Annotated in this window: 10 protein-coding genes; 7 read left to right on the top strand and 3 right to left on the bottom strand. The window is 71.6% G+C overall.

Annotated features, from left to right (window positions below; all coding sequences use genetic code 11):
- A partial coding sequence (locus tag G3573_RS22035; RefSeq protein ID WP_205598277.1) for a hypothetical protein occupies positions 1 to 245 on the bottom strand: 245 nt, incomplete at its 3' end.
- Between the two features lie 236 nt (positions 246 to 481).
- Between G3573_RS22035 and G3573_RS15050 the strand changes: the two genes are divergently transcribed.
- Complete coding sequence (locus tag G3573_RS15050; protein ID WP_163262062.1) at positions 482 to 1,348, top strand: 50S ribosomal protein L11 methyltransferase; 867 nt, start codon at positions 482 to 484, stop codon at positions 1,346 to 1,348.
- 7 nt (positions 1,349 to 1,355) lie between these two features.
- Here the strand turns inward: G3573_RS15050 and G3573_RS15045 are convergent, their stop codons facing one another.
- On the bottom strand, positions 1,356 to 2,837 hold the full coding sequence (locus tag G3573_RS15045; protein ID WP_163262060.1) for a DUF1254 domain-containing protein: 1,482 nt from the start codon (positions 2,835 to 2,837) through the stop codon (positions 1,356 to 1,358).
- A gap of 195 nt (positions 2,838 to 3,032) precedes the next feature.
- On the opposite strand from G3573_RS15045, the gene G3573_RS15040 reads away from it, so the two are divergent.
- The 3 genes from G3573_RS15040 (at position 3,033) to G3573_RS15030 (ending at position 7,796) form a co-directional block, all read left to right on the top strand.
- Positions 3,033 to 4,838 carry an aminopeptidase P family protein gene (locus G3573_RS15040; protein WP_163262058.1) on the top strand — a complete coding sequence of 602 codons (1,806 nt, stop codon included), beginning with the start codon at positions 3,033 to 3,035 and terminating at the stop codon, positions 4,836 to 4,838.
- 4 nt (positions 4,839 to 4,842) lie between these two features.
- Entirely contained in the window at positions 4,843 to 5,865 is a 1,023-nt protein-coding gene (locus G3573_RS15035; protein WP_163262056.1) for a DUF2272 domain-containing protein, read from the top strand.
- 110 nt (positions 5,866 to 5,975) lie between these two features.
- The gene (locus G3573_RS15030) at positions 5,976 to 7,796 is read left to right on the top strand and encodes an aspartyl protease family protein (protein WP_163262053.1); all 1,821 of its coding nucleotides are present in this window, start codon (positions 5,976 to 5,978) and stop codon (positions 7,794 to 7,796) included.
- A gap of 10 nt (positions 7,797 to 7,806) precedes the next feature.
- On the opposite strand, the gene ligA is transcribed toward G3573_RS15030, so the two are convergent.
- On the bottom strand, positions 7,807 to 9,930 hold the full coding sequence (ligA, locus tag G3573_RS15025) for an NAD-dependent DNA ligase LigA (protein ID WP_163262051.1): 2,124 nt from the start codon (positions 9,928 to 9,930) through the stop codon (positions 7,807 to 7,809).
- 79 nt (positions 9,931 to 10,009) lie between these two features.
- Here ligA and G3573_RS15020 point away from each other — a divergent pair, with 79 nt between their 5' ends.
- The 3 genes from G3573_RS15020 to G3573_RS15010 all read left to right on the top strand — a co-directional run.
- The gene (locus G3573_RS15020) at positions 10,010 to 11,665 is read left to right on the top strand and encodes an FAD-dependent oxidoreductase (RefSeq protein WP_346427391.1); all 1,656 of its coding nucleotides are present in this window, start codon (positions 10,010 to 10,012) and stop codon (positions 11,663 to 11,665) included.
- Positions 11,666 to 11,756: 91 nt separating this feature from the next.
- A complete protein-coding gene (gene radC, locus G3573_RS15015; RefSeq protein WP_163262049.1) occupies positions 11,757 to 12,518 on the top strand; it encodes a DNA repair protein RadC in 762 nt (253 codons plus the stop codon).
- Positions 12,519 to 12,602: 84 nt separating this feature from the next.
- The coding region (locus tag G3573_RS15010) for a hypothetical protein (RefSeq protein ID WP_205598276.1) at positions 12,603 to 13,084 on the top strand (482 nt) is incomplete at its 3' end.

Genomic DNA, 13,084 nt, shown 5'->3' with positions numbered 1-13,084 from the left:
GCCTTGGCCGGAGCCTTGGCCGCAGCCGCCTTAGGCGCCGCCTTCGCGGCGGCCGGCTTGGCCGCCTTCGGCGCCGCGGCCTTCGCCGCCGGAGCCTTGGTCGCAGGCTTCGGGGCCGCGGCCTTCGGAGCCGCCGCCTTGGTCGTCGTCGCTTTCGCCGCCGCCGGCTTCGCAGCCGCGGCTTTCGGCTTGGCGGTGGTTTTCGTGGTTTCGGCGCTTCCCGCCTTCGCCGGACTCTTCGCCATGACTGGTCTCAACCCCCGGAATTTCGATCCTCGCGCCGCGCGAGGGCGCGACATGTCCGAATCGGAGTGTAACCCAAGCGCGCCTTAGGAAAGTCTTTACGCAACACGTTCGGCCCTGGTTCCGGGCCCAGGCGCTGCATTTCGCACGCCGCCGGTCCTCAAAAGACTCTCGTCACGGCGCATTTTCTTCACCGCAGCGCGTCCCCTCCGGCGGAAAATGCGCTAGGAGCGCGCGCATGAACGAACCCGCCGTCCAGATCGTCGCCCGCGGCCCCCGCGCCGAAGCCGAAGCCGCCGCCGTCGCCGTCGACAACGACGCCCTGCTGGAGGGCGCGACCTACTCGATCCTCGAAGAGGACGAGGACCGCGGCATCTGGCGCATCGACGCCTTCCCGACCAGCTCGGAGGAAGCCGAGAACTTCCGCCGCGTGCTGGGCGAATTCGCCGAGCTGACCGTGGTCACCGAGACCCTGGCCGACGCCGACTGGCTGGCCATGGCGCTGTCGGGCCTGCCGCCGGTGCGCGCCGGGCGCTTCTTCGTGTTCGGCCTGCACGACCGCGGCCGCACCCCGCCCAACGCCGTGAACCTGCGCATCGAGGCCGGCGCCGCCTTCGGCACCGGCCACCACGGCACCACGGTCGGCTGCCTGAAGGCCTACGACCGGCTGCTGCGCAAGAAGCGCTTCCCCAAGGTGCTGGACGTCGGCGCCGGCACCGGCGTGCTGGCCATCGCCGCCGCCCGGACCGGCTCGAAGAAAGCCGTCGGCACCGACATCGACGCCGTCTCGGTCCGCATCTCGCGCGAGAACGCCGCGGTGAACAGCGCCAACGCCCGTTTCGTCTGGGCCTCGGGCCTGGACCATCCGGAAGTGCGCAGGGACGCGCCCTACGATCTGGTGTTCGCCAACATCCTGGCCCGGCCGCTGGTCTCGCTGGCCCAGGACATCAAGGGCGCGCTGAAGCCGGGCGGCACGGCCATCCTGTCGGGCCTGCTGCGCACCCAGGAGCGCTACGTCCGCGCCGCCTACCTGAATCGCGGCTTCAAGCTGGTCGAGCGCATCCGCAAGGACGCCTGGTGCACCCTGGTGCTGGAGCGGCGCTGAGCGTAGCTCACTGAGCCGCGGCGGCGGCCGGGCCGGCGACCTGGACCGGCGGCAGTTGATAGGTTCCGTCGACCAGGGCCGGCTTGGGCCAGTAGGTGCGGGCCATCAGGATGAAAGGCCCGCTCGGCGCCGGCAGCCAGTTGGATTCCTTGTCCTTCCCCGGCGAGCCGGCCTGGACGTAGATGTCGGTCGAACCGTCGGGGTTCTGCTGCAGCTTGTCCCGTGCGCTGACGGTGAAGCGGTTCAGCGGATTGGCCACTAAGAAGTACTGCGGGTCGTACATGGTGATCGACCAGAAGCCGTTCACCGGCGGCAGGCCGTCCTTCGGGAAGCGGATGACGTAGCTGTTCGCCGCCGCATCGAGCGGCTTGCCGGCGCTGTCGACCTTGGTGGTCGGATAGATCGCGTCCTCGGGCAGGTTGGCCCCTAACCCGGCCTGGGCGACGAAGGCGCGCTGCAGGTAGTCGGTCCCGTACTGGCCGGTGGGCGAGGCGAAGGTCCAGCCGTTCACGGCCTTGCCCGCCTTCGAGAAGTGGTCGCTGATCCGCTTGAGCGCCGCCGCCTTGGCCTGCTCGGCGGTGGCGTCGTCCAGTTTCGAGGCGTCGAAGTCCTGCCCGGGCACGATGCCGACACGCGCCAGCTGGGCCACCATGGGCGCGTCGGCGGCGGCCGGCGGATTGGCCCTCAGGAGCTCGGCCAGCCGCTTGAAGAAGTTCGGGGCGCTCATGGTCTCGACTTGGGTGCGCACCGGGGTCTTCATGTCGACGTTCGGATCCACCACCCCTTTCGGCCGTTTGTACGGCTTGCCCCAGGCGCTGAGCGGGGTGAGCTTGTACTGGTCCTGCAGGGCGTGGACCTGGGCGTAGTCCTGCGGCGTCCCGGTCGAATAGGTGCGTCCCAGCACCCAGACCATGCCGGTCGGGGACCGGTATTGCGTCATCCCGGCCGGCAGCGTTCCGGTCCATTTCGGCCCGGTGACGGCGAAGGTCTGCGGCCCGGCGCCCGTGGTCCGCTTGCCCGGCGACTGGAATACGTTGGTCCAGCCGTCCAGCAAGGGGAACAGGTAGTAGCGCGACCCCATATCCGGGAGCTGCACGACGATCGGATCCGCACCGACGTCCAGCCAGGCGCTGGAGTACAGGGTGTCGGCGTTGGGCGCGGTGACGTCGCGGAAGGTGGCGTCGGGATAGCTTCGCAGGTTGGCGAACTGGTTGATCGGCGCGTGCGAACCCTCGGGCGTCGCCGTGTTGATGCTGACCCGCCGCGTCATTTCCATCGTCATCAGCGGATAGCCGTAGACGTAAGCGTCGGTGGCGTCGGCCAGCACCGTCCCGGTCTTCGGCGCCGCGGCCGGCGGCGCCTTGCCGGCCTCTCCGCGAGGCTTGCAGCCCGGGGCGGTCGAGACCGCCAGCAGGGCCGCGCCCGAGGCCAGGAGCATGCGCCGCGACTGGCCGGGCTGGGTGCGGTCGAAATGGCGGGACAAGGACATTGGCGGCCTCCGCGCGGTCCACGTGGAGAATGCTACTTACGTCCGAGGGCGGGCGGACCCCATCGGGAAACCCCTGAGAGCGGCCGGGGATTCACCGCAAGCGACGCGGCGCGACCATGGCGGCCGGGCGCCTCCGACGGCGAAATCTCGCCCTCGCCGCTTGCAGCCCGCGCTCCCGGCGCTAGGGTCCGCGCCATGCGCCAGACCTTCGACGAAACCACCGATCCGTCCTTCGGCTCCAAGCACCTGCCCCGCCTGCGCGCCGAGATGGCGCGCCAGGGCCTGGACGGCTTCCTGGTGCCGCACGAGGACGAGCACCAGAACGAGTACCTGCCCGAGGCCAACGACCGTCTGGCCTGGCTGACCGGCTTCACCGGCTCGGCCGGCGCGGCCGTGGTGCTGAAGGACAAGGCCGCGGTGTTCGTCGACGGCCGCTACACCCTGCAGGTGCGAGACCAGGTCGACGAGGGCCTGTTCGAGATCCGCGACCTGGTCGAGGGCGGCGTGCCGGCCTACCTGGAGACCCTGCCCGGCGACGGCCTGGTGATCGGCTACGATCCCAAGCTGCACAGCCCCGACGCGCTGTATCACCTGCGCGTCGCGGCCGAGAAGGTCGGCGCCACCCTGCGCCCCGTCGAGGCCAACCCGCTGGACGCCGCCTGGGGCGCCGACCGCCCGGCCCAGCCGACCGCGCCGATCGCGCCGCACGCGGCCGAGTTCTCCGGCGAGGACGCCGCCAGGAAGCGCCAGCGCGTCGGCGAGAGCCTGAACGCCGACGCCGCGGTGATCAGCGTCGCCCCCTCGATCGCCTGGCTGTTCAACGTGCGCGGCGGCGACGTGAAACGCGCCCCCATGCCGCTGGGCCAGGCCATCCTGAACAAGGACGGCACCGCGCGCCTGTTCCTGGATCCCGCCAAGGTGACCTCGGGCCTGCAGCAGTGGCTGGGCAACGCGGTCAGCCTGGAGGATCCGTCCGTGCTGCCGTCGGCGCTGGACGCGCTGAAGGGCAAGAAGGTGCTGGTCGACCCGTCGCAGTCGCCGGCCTGGTACTTCGACCGCCTGCAGGCGGCCGGCGCCACCGTGGTCCGCGGGCTCGATCCGACCGCCCTGCCGCGCGCCGCCAAGAACCCGGTCGAGGTGCAGGGCGCGCGCGACGCCCACGCCCGCGACGGCGCGGCGGTGACCCGCTTCCTCCACTGGCTGGCCACCGAAGCGCAGACCACCCTGCCCGACGAGATCGAGGTCACCCAGAAGCTGGAGAGCTTCCGCGAGGCCACCGGCGCGCTGAAGGACCTGTCCTTCGACACCATCGCCGGGGCCGGCCCGAACGGCGCGATCGTCCACTACCGTCCGACCGAGCGCACCAACCGCAAGACCGAGAAGGGCTCGCTGCTGCTGGTCGACAGCGGCGCGCAGTATGAGGACGGCACCACCGACATCACCCGCACGGTCGCCATGGGCGAGCCGACGGCGGAGATGCGCGACCGCTTCACCCGCGTGCTGAAAGGCCACATCGCGCTGTCGCGCGTGCGCTTCCCGGCCGGCACCACCGGCCACGCCCTGGACGCCCTGGCGCGCCAGCCGCTGTGGGAAGCCGGCCTCGACTACGACCACGGCACCGGCCACGGCGTCGGCTCGTTCCTGAGCGTGCACGAGGGGCCGCAGCGGATCTCCAAGGCGCCGAACTCGATCGCCCTCCGGCCGGGCATGATCCTTTCCAACGAGCCCGGCTATTACAAGACCGACGCCTACGGCATCCGCATCGAGAACCTGCAGGTGGTCACCGCCGCCGCCCAGATCCCGGGCGGCGAGCGGGCCATGCTGGGCTTCGAGACCCTGACCCTGGCCCCCATCGACCGCCGGCTGATCGAGCCGTCCCTGCTCAGCACCGAGGAGCGCGACTGGCTGAACGCCTACCACGCGCGGGTGCTGGCCGTGGTCGGGCCGCAGGTCGAGCCCCAGGTCGGCGTCTGGCTGGCCGAGGCCTGCGCGCCGGTGTGATCCCATGCTCCGGGCGGCGGTCCTGCTGGCGGCGACGCTCCTGACCGGAGCCGCCGGCCCGGACGCCCCGAGCAATCGCCTGCCCCGCTCGGTGCTGGACGTCATCCCGCCCGAGGAGCGGGTGACCGGCGGCCCCGGCTCGTTCGAAGTCTGGCAGCGCGCCTGCCGGGTCGCCCCGGTGGGCGCCGACACGCGCCGGCGCCTGGTCGACGTCGCCGTCCAGGAGTGGGCGGTGTTCGGCTTCCAGACGCTCGACCTCGCCACCACCGAGACCCGCCTGCTGCCCGGCGGCGAAGGCGATCTGGAGCTGGTGCCCGACGCCCTCAATCCGCCCCTGCCCCAGCCCCGGCTGACGCGGCGGATCCTGCGGCTGGGCAGCTCCGAGGACGAGGAAGACACCTACGCCACCGTCGCCGGCTACTGGACCGCCACGCCCGACGGCTGGAAGGTGCTGCTCCGGCAGAACGCCATCTGGCGCGAGCCGGCGGGCGAAGGCCGGGGCTGGCTCCAGCCCTGGTCGGCGGCCTTCGTCTCCTGGGTGATGTGCGAAGGCGGCCTGGGCGATCCGGACGTCTTCGCCCGCTCCGTCGCCCACTGGGAGTACGTCGACCAGGCCGTCGCCGCCCGCCAGGGCCGCGCGCCCTACGCGGCCTTCGTCGCCTACGACCTGGGCGAGCGGGACATCTCGCCCGGCGACCTGCTGTGCAACGCGCGCGGCGAGACCACCTATCGCACCGTCGCCGACCGCGCCGCCCAGGCCGGCGAGTACGCGCCCCTGCACTGCGACCTGGTGGTCAAGGTCGATCCGCGTCAGGCGGTGATCCTGACGGTCGGCGGCAACGTGCTGAACTCGGTCAGCCTGTCGGTGCTGAAAGCCGTACAGGTGAACGGCCGCTGGACCCCGGTCGCCGAGGACGAGCTGGAGGGCGCGCGTCGGTGGTTCGCCCATCTGAAGCTGCGCACGCCCGACATCGAGGCCGACGCCCTGGACCACACCCCGACGGTCCAGAGCCTGCAGGGGCGCTGAGCGCGTCTTACGAAAGCTTAAGGCGACAGGTCGCTGCCTCGACGCTAGTAGCGTGAACTACTAGTTCAAAGCGACACCCTCTCCCGGCGTCGCCCGAAGGAGCCGACCGCATGCTGCGCCCCCTGCCCCTCGCCGCCGCCCTGGCCGTGCTGGCCTCGCCGGTCGCGGCCGACCCGCTGTCCGACGTGGTCTCGCGCCACCTGGCCTGGCGCGGCGGCGCGGCCTTCGAGGCCCTGACCTCGGTGCACCAGCAGGGCCGGGTCGAGGCCGCCGGCCTGACCGGGACGGTCGACGCCTGGACCGACCGCAAGGGCGAGGCCCGCCAGGACGTCGACCTGGGCGCCGTGCGCGAGCTGACCGCCGTCACCGCCGCCGACGCCTGGACCCGCAACATGAGCGGCCAGATCGAGGACCTCGACGCCCACATGGCCGACGACGCCCGCGACGGCGCGGCCCTGATGTTCGCCGGCGCCCTGCACGGCGAAGGCGGCGCGAAACTGAACCTGCTGCCGGCCGAAACGCTGGACGGCCGCAGCTGGTCGGTGGTGCGGGTGAACTTCGGTGATCCCGACACCTACGACCTGTTCCTGGATCCGAAGACCGGGGCGCTCCACGCCCTGCGCGCGGTCGAGAACAAGCGCACGCGCATCGTCCGTTACGGCGACTGGCGCATGGTCGACGGCGTGCGCATGGCCTTCTTCGAAAGCAGTGAGAACGAGAACGCCGCCGCGAACGCCAAGGTCGTCTACGGCAAGATCGAGCTGAACCGCGCGCCGGCCGCCGAGCTGTTCCAGCGCCCGGCCGACGAGGCGACCTACGCCTTCGCGAACGGGGCGTCGGGCACCGGCTGGGTCGACTTCGACTTCTTCAACGCCAACCGCATCTACATCCCCGCCGCCGTGAACGGCACGCCGGTGCAGGTGCTGCTGGACAGCGGCGCTGAAGCGACCGTGCTGGACAAGCCCTTCGCCGAAAAGCTGGGTCTGAAGACCGTCGGCGAACTTCCGGCCGAAGGCACCGGCGGCTCCTCCACCGCCGCGCTCGCGACCGGCGTCGACGTAGTGATCGGCGACATGACGCTGAAGAACCTGACGGTCGCCATCATCGACCTGTCCGAGGTCGAGAAGCGCATCGGCCGGCCGATGCCGGTGATCCTGGGCAAGGAGGCGTTCAACCAGCTGGCCGTCGACATCGACTTCCAGGGCCACCGCATCGCCTTCCACGACCCGGCCAGGCTGGTCCCGCCGGCGGGCGCCGTGGCCGTCCCGGTCAAGGAGGTCGGCGGCCTGCGCGCGGTCGAGGTGTCGGTCGAGGGCCGCTCGCCCGTCCTGCTCGACTTCGACATCGGCAACGGCTCGCCGCTGCTGCTCTACAAGTCGTTCTGGGAGCCGCAGAAGCTGCTGGACGGCCGCCCGACCTCCAAGGCCCTGGCCGGGGCCATCGGCGGCGCCCGCGAGCAAGGCACGACGACGGTGAAGACGCTGAAGTTCGGCGGCGTCGAGTTCCACGACATCCCCACCGTGCTGTCGACGCCGGGCGCCGCAGCGGTCGACTCCGACCGCACCTTCGGCAACCTCGGCCTGCCGGTGATCAGCCGTTTCCGCCTGATCACCGACTATCCGAAGGACACCCTCTACCTGGTCCCGCAGGCGGACGCGGCGGCCAAGCCCTTCGACAAGGACCGCTCTGGCCTGCAGGTCGTCGCCCAGGGCGACCGACTGAAGGTCGCCTACGTCGCGCCGGGCTCGCCGGCGCAGGCCGCGGGCTGGAAGGCCGGCGAGGAGATCACCGCCGTCGACGGCCACACGATCGGGGCCGACTACAACGGCTCGGAGCTATCGAAGTGGCGCACGGGCGAGGCCGGCCGCACGGTCGACTTGACCCTGGCCGACGGGACCAAGCGGAAGCTGAAGCTGGCGACGTACTTCTGATCCCGAGAGGCTAGCGCCCCACCAGCGTCAGCCACTCGTCTTCGGTCAGCACCTCGATGCCTAGCTCGGACGCCTGCTTCAGCTTGGAGCCGGCGCCCGGGCCGGCCACCACCAGGTCGGTCTTCTTCGACACCGACGAGGCGACCTTGGCGCCCAGGCTCTCGGCCTGAGCCTTGGCCTCGTCGCGGGTCATGCGTTCCAGCGCGCCGGTGAACACCACCGTCTTGCCGGCCACCGCCGTGTCGGTTTTCGGCTTCTCTGCGTCCTGGACCTGCAGCTGGGCCTTCAGCCGTTCGACCACGCCGCGGTTGTGGTCCTCGGCGAAGTAGGCGGCGACCGCGTCGATCACCGCGTCGCCGACCTGGTCCAGGGCGTCCATCTCGGCCACCGCCGCCTCGTCCCCGTTGGCCACCGCGTCGGCGGCCTCCAGGAAGTGCTCGGCCGAGCCGTAGCCGCGGGCGAGCGTGATGGCCGTGGTCTCGCCGACGTGGCGGATCCCCAGGCCGTAGATGAAGCGGTCCAGCGCGATGGTCCGACGCGCCTCGATGGCGGCGAACAGGTTCTTCACGCTGGTTTCGCCGAAGCCCTCGCGGTCCTTCAGCTTCTTCAGGCTGGCCTTCTCGCGCTCGGCCAGACCGAAGATGTCCGCCGGTTCGCGCACCCAGCCGTCGTCGTAGAAGGCCTGCAGCTGCTTCTCACCCAACCCCTCGATGTCGAAGGCGCGGCGCGAGACGAAGTGCTTCAGGTGCTCGATGCGCTGGTAGGGGCAGGCGAACTCGCCGGTGCAGCGGCGCACCACGCCGTAGATCGGCTCCCCTTCCTTGGTCTCGCCCATGGTCTCGCGCACCACCGCCGTCTTGAGCGGGCAAGGGCACACGTGGGGAAACTGGTAAGCCTCTTCGCCTCGCGGCTCGTCGGGGACTGAGCCCAGGATCTGCGGGATCACGTCGCCGGCGCGCTGCAGGATCACCGTGTCGCCGACCCGCACGTCCTTGCGCTCGATCTCGTCGGCGTTGTGCAGGGTGGCGTTGCGCACGACCACGCCGCCAACGGTCACGGGCTTCAGCCGCGCCACCGGCGTCAGCGAGCCGGTGCGGCCGACCTGGATGTCGATGCCTTCCAGCACGGTGCGGGCCTGCTGGGCCGGGAACTTGTGGGCGACGGCCCAGCGCGGCGAGCGGGAGACGAAGCCCAGCCGGTTCTGCCAGTCCAGCCGGTCGGCCTTATAGACCAGCCCGTCGATGTCGTAGTTCAGCTTCGGCCGGTCGGCCTCGGTCCAGCGATAGGCCTCCATCAGGCCCGGCGCGCCCTCGCGCCGCTCGGAGCGGTCGTTGACCACGAAGCCCCAGCTGCGCAGCTTTTCCAGCGCCTCGCTCTGGGTGGCGGCGAACTCCGAACTGGTCAGGCCCCAGCCGTAGGCGAAGAAGCGCAGCGGACGTTTCGCCGTCACGCCCGGATCGATCTGGCGCAGCGAGCCGGAGGCGAAGTTGCGCGGGTTGGCGTAGGTGCGCCCGCCCTCGGCCTCGGCCGCGGCGTTGAAGGCGGCGAAGCCGTCCAGCGGCGCGTAGACCTCGCCGCGCACCTCGATCACGTCGGGAATGCCCTCGCCCTTCAGGCGGTGCGGGATGTCGGCGATGGTGCGGAGGTTGGCGGTGACGTCCTCGCCGGTGCGGCCGTCGCCGCGGGTGGCCCCGCGCACCAGCACGCCCTTTTCGTAGCGCAGGTTGGCCGACAGGCCGTCGATCTTGGGCTCGACCGCGAACCAGACCGGCTCTTCCGGCGTCAGCTTCAGGAAGCGACGGATGCGCCCGACGAACTCGACCACCTCCTCCTCGGCGAAGGCGTTGTCCAGCGACAGCATGGGCACGCCGTGGGTGACCGGCGCGAACTGGGTCGAGGGCGCGACGCCCACCCGCTTCGACGGAGAGTCCTCGCGAACCAGCGCCGGGAAGCGCGCTTCGATGTCCTCGTTGCGGCGCTTGAGGGCGTCGTACTCGGCGTCCGACACGCTCGGCGCCTCGTCGCGATAATAGGCCTGGTCGTGCTCGGCGATTTCACGCGCCAGCCGTTCCAGTTCGCGAACGGCGTCGGCTTCGGTCAGGTCGGCGACGGCGGGGGATTCGAGCACGGGCATGGGAGCGATTTAGCCCGTCCGGACGCACGCCGGGAGCCCCGATCGCGGAACCACAGGCGCTCTTCCGGGTCGATGGGGCGTGGTCGACCTGCCTCCCACCCTCGCCGCCCGCCGCGACCAGATGTTCCCCGTCTTCGACGCGGCGGAGATCGAGCGGCTGAGCCGCTTCGGCGAACCCCGCCGCTTCCGCGCAGGCGAGGCGCTGGTGTCGGAAGGCCAGGTCGGGCTCGGGCTCAACCTGATCCTCTCGGGCGGCGTCAGGGTCAGCTACCGCGACGCCGCCGGCCAGGAGCAAGAGGTCGTCAGCTACGCGCGCGGCGGCTTCACCGGCGAGGTCGGCCAGCTGGCCGGCCGTCCCGCCCTGGTGACCATCCGGGCGACGGCCGACACCGAGGCCGTGGCCATTCCGCCCAAGCAGCTACGGGCGCTGATGATCGAGGAGGCGGACCTGGGCGAGCGCGTCATGCGCGCCCTGATCCTGCGCCGGGTCGCCCTGCTGGAGGTCGGCGGCGGCGGGCCGATCATCGTCGGACCCGAGGGCCATCCGGACGTGGTGCGGCTGGAGGGCTTCCTGGCCCGCAACGGGCATCCGATGCACCACCTCGACCCGGACGGCGATCCGACCGCCGCCCAGATCATCGAGCGCTTCCACCTCCCGCCGGACGAGCTGCCGATCGTGCTCTGTCCGGACGGCCAGCTGCTGCGCAATCCCACCGAGAACCAGCTGGCCCGTTGCCTCGGCCTGGTCGGCACGCTGGATCCCGACCGGACCTACGACGTGGTGGTGGTCGGGGCCGGCCCGGCCGGCCTGGCCTCGGCCGTCTACGCCGGCTCGGACGGGCTGTCGGTGCTGGTCCTGGACTGCCGCGCCTTCGGGGGCCAGGCCGGCGCCTCGGCGCGGATCGAGAACTATCTCGGCTTTCCCACCGGCATCACCGGCCTGGCCCTGATGGCCCGAGCCTACACCCAGGCCCAGAAGTTCGGCGTGGAGGTCGCCATACCCGACAAGGTGATCCGGCTGGCCTCCGGGCCGGACGGGGTCTTCACGGTCGACCTGGCGGACGAGGAGCGCGTGCGCGCCCGCACCGTCGTGATCGCCAGCGGCGCCGCCTACCGCCGGCTGGACACGGTGGAGACCGACGCGTTCGAAGCCGCCTCGATCCACTACTGGGCCTCGCCGCTGGAGGCGCGGCTGTGCTGCGACCAGGAGGTGGTGCTGGTCGGCGGCGGCAATTCGGCCGGCCAGGCGGCGGTGTTCCTGTCCCAGCACGTGGCCAAGGTCTGGATGCTGATCCGCCGCGACCGGCTGGACGAGCGGATGTCCAGCTATCTGGTCGAACGCATCGCCGCCCGGCCCAACGTAGAGGTCGTGCCCCGCTCAGAGGTCTGCGGCCTGGTGGGACACGACGGCGTGCTGGAGGCCGTGCGCTGGCGCGACGTGCGGACCGGTCAGGTGACCGAGCGGCCGGTGCGCCACCTGTTCCTGTTTATCGGAGCCGAGCCGGAGACCGCGTGGCTGGACGGCTCGGGCGTGGCGCTCGACAACCGCGGCTTCATCGTCACCGGGGCCGACGCGGGCCATCCGCTGGAGACGAGCGTCCCCGGCGTCTTCGCGGTCGGCGACGTGCGCTCGGGATCGATCAAGCGCGTCGCCGCCGCGGTCGGCGAAGGGGCGCAGGTCGCCGCCGCCGTCTACGCCCACCTGGCCCGGACCCGGCGCGCCGAGCCCGCCTAGACGTTCCACATTTGTTCCGGCATGATCGCGTCAGACTTGGGAGGCGGTCATGGGGCGTGCGTCGGGTCTTGCGGAGCAGAGTGCGAGGGAGATGGTCGGACGCGCCGCGGCGCCGTTCGAGCTGGTCGCGTCTCCGCCCTCGCCGCCCACCCACGCCCAGAGCACGGCCGGCCACCGGGAACGGCTGCGAGCGCGGGCCCACGCCGCCGGGCTGGAGAGCCTGCCCGACTACGAGCTGCTGGAGCTGTTCCTGTTCCGCTCGATCCCGCAGCGGGACGTGAAGCCGCTGGCCAAGGCGTTGCTGGGGCGGTTCGGCTCGCTGGCCGCCGCCCTCGCCGCCCCGATCGAGGCCCTGACCACGGTTTCGGCGCTGGACGCCAAGGGCAAGGTCCTGAAGATCGGCCCTGAGACGGCGCTGGACCTGCGCGCCCTGCACGACGTGGCCCGCCGGGTCGCGGCCGAGCCCGTCAGGAAGCGGACCGTGATCTCGTCGTGGACGGCGCTGCTGGCCTATCTGCGCGTCGCCCTGGCGCACGAGACCCGCGAGCAGTTCCGCGTCATCTATCTCGACAAGAAGAACCAGCTGATCGCCGACGAGGTGATGCTGCGCGGCACGATCGACCACGCCGCGGTCTATCCGCGCGAGGTGGCGCGCCGGACGCTGGAGCTGTCGGCCGCGTCGCTGATCCTGGTGCACAACCACCCGTCCGGCGACCCCACCCCCAGCCGCGCCGACGCCGACATGACCCGGATGATCGTCGACGCCATGCGCGTGCTAGGCGTCAGCGTCCACGACCACCTGGTGGTCGGCCGCGACGGCGTGGCCAGCCTGAAGGCGCTGGGGCTGATGTAATTCGACGAATGCGGACGGCGGCGCGTTCAGGTCCCCGCCCGACAGCCTTGGCGAAGCCTCAATCACGCGGTTCCTTCTTAGCCCATGCGTCGCTTGGCCCTCGGCGAAAACCTGGACCTGATCGGCGCCGGCCCCGGGACGGCGGCGGCGCCGGTGACGTTGAGCCGGCATGCGCCCGGCCTCGCCCCGCAGCACGAGCACACGGCCGCCTACGCCTGCGCCGTGCTGGCCGGCGGCTTTTTGGAACTGTCGGGCGGGCGCGAGACCTGGTGCGCGACCGGCTACCTGGTCACCCACGAGGCCGGCGAGCGGCACGCCAACCACATCGGCCCGGACGGGGCGCTGTGCCTCAACCTGCACGTCGACCTGCCGGCGAGCGCCGATCCGGTGCGGCTGGCGCCAGACGCCCGCGGGCTGGCCGACGCGCTGGCGCAGCAGGGCTTGCGGGGCGCCGACCCGTTGACCTGGGATTCGCTCGCCGCCGAGCTGGAACACCGCTTGGGCGGCTGGCGCACGCCGCCGCGCGACCCGGCTCCCGTCGACGCCGTGGTCGCCGCCCTGGACGC

Source organism: Caulobacter sp. 17J65-9 (assembly GCF_010975005.1).
Classification (GTDB): domain Bacteria; phylum Pseudomonadota; class Alphaproteobacteria; order Caulobacterales; family Caulobacteraceae; genus 17J80-11.
Note: the sequence above shows the minus strand (reverse complement) of the source record. Positions and strands in the feature narration are given on the sequence as shown.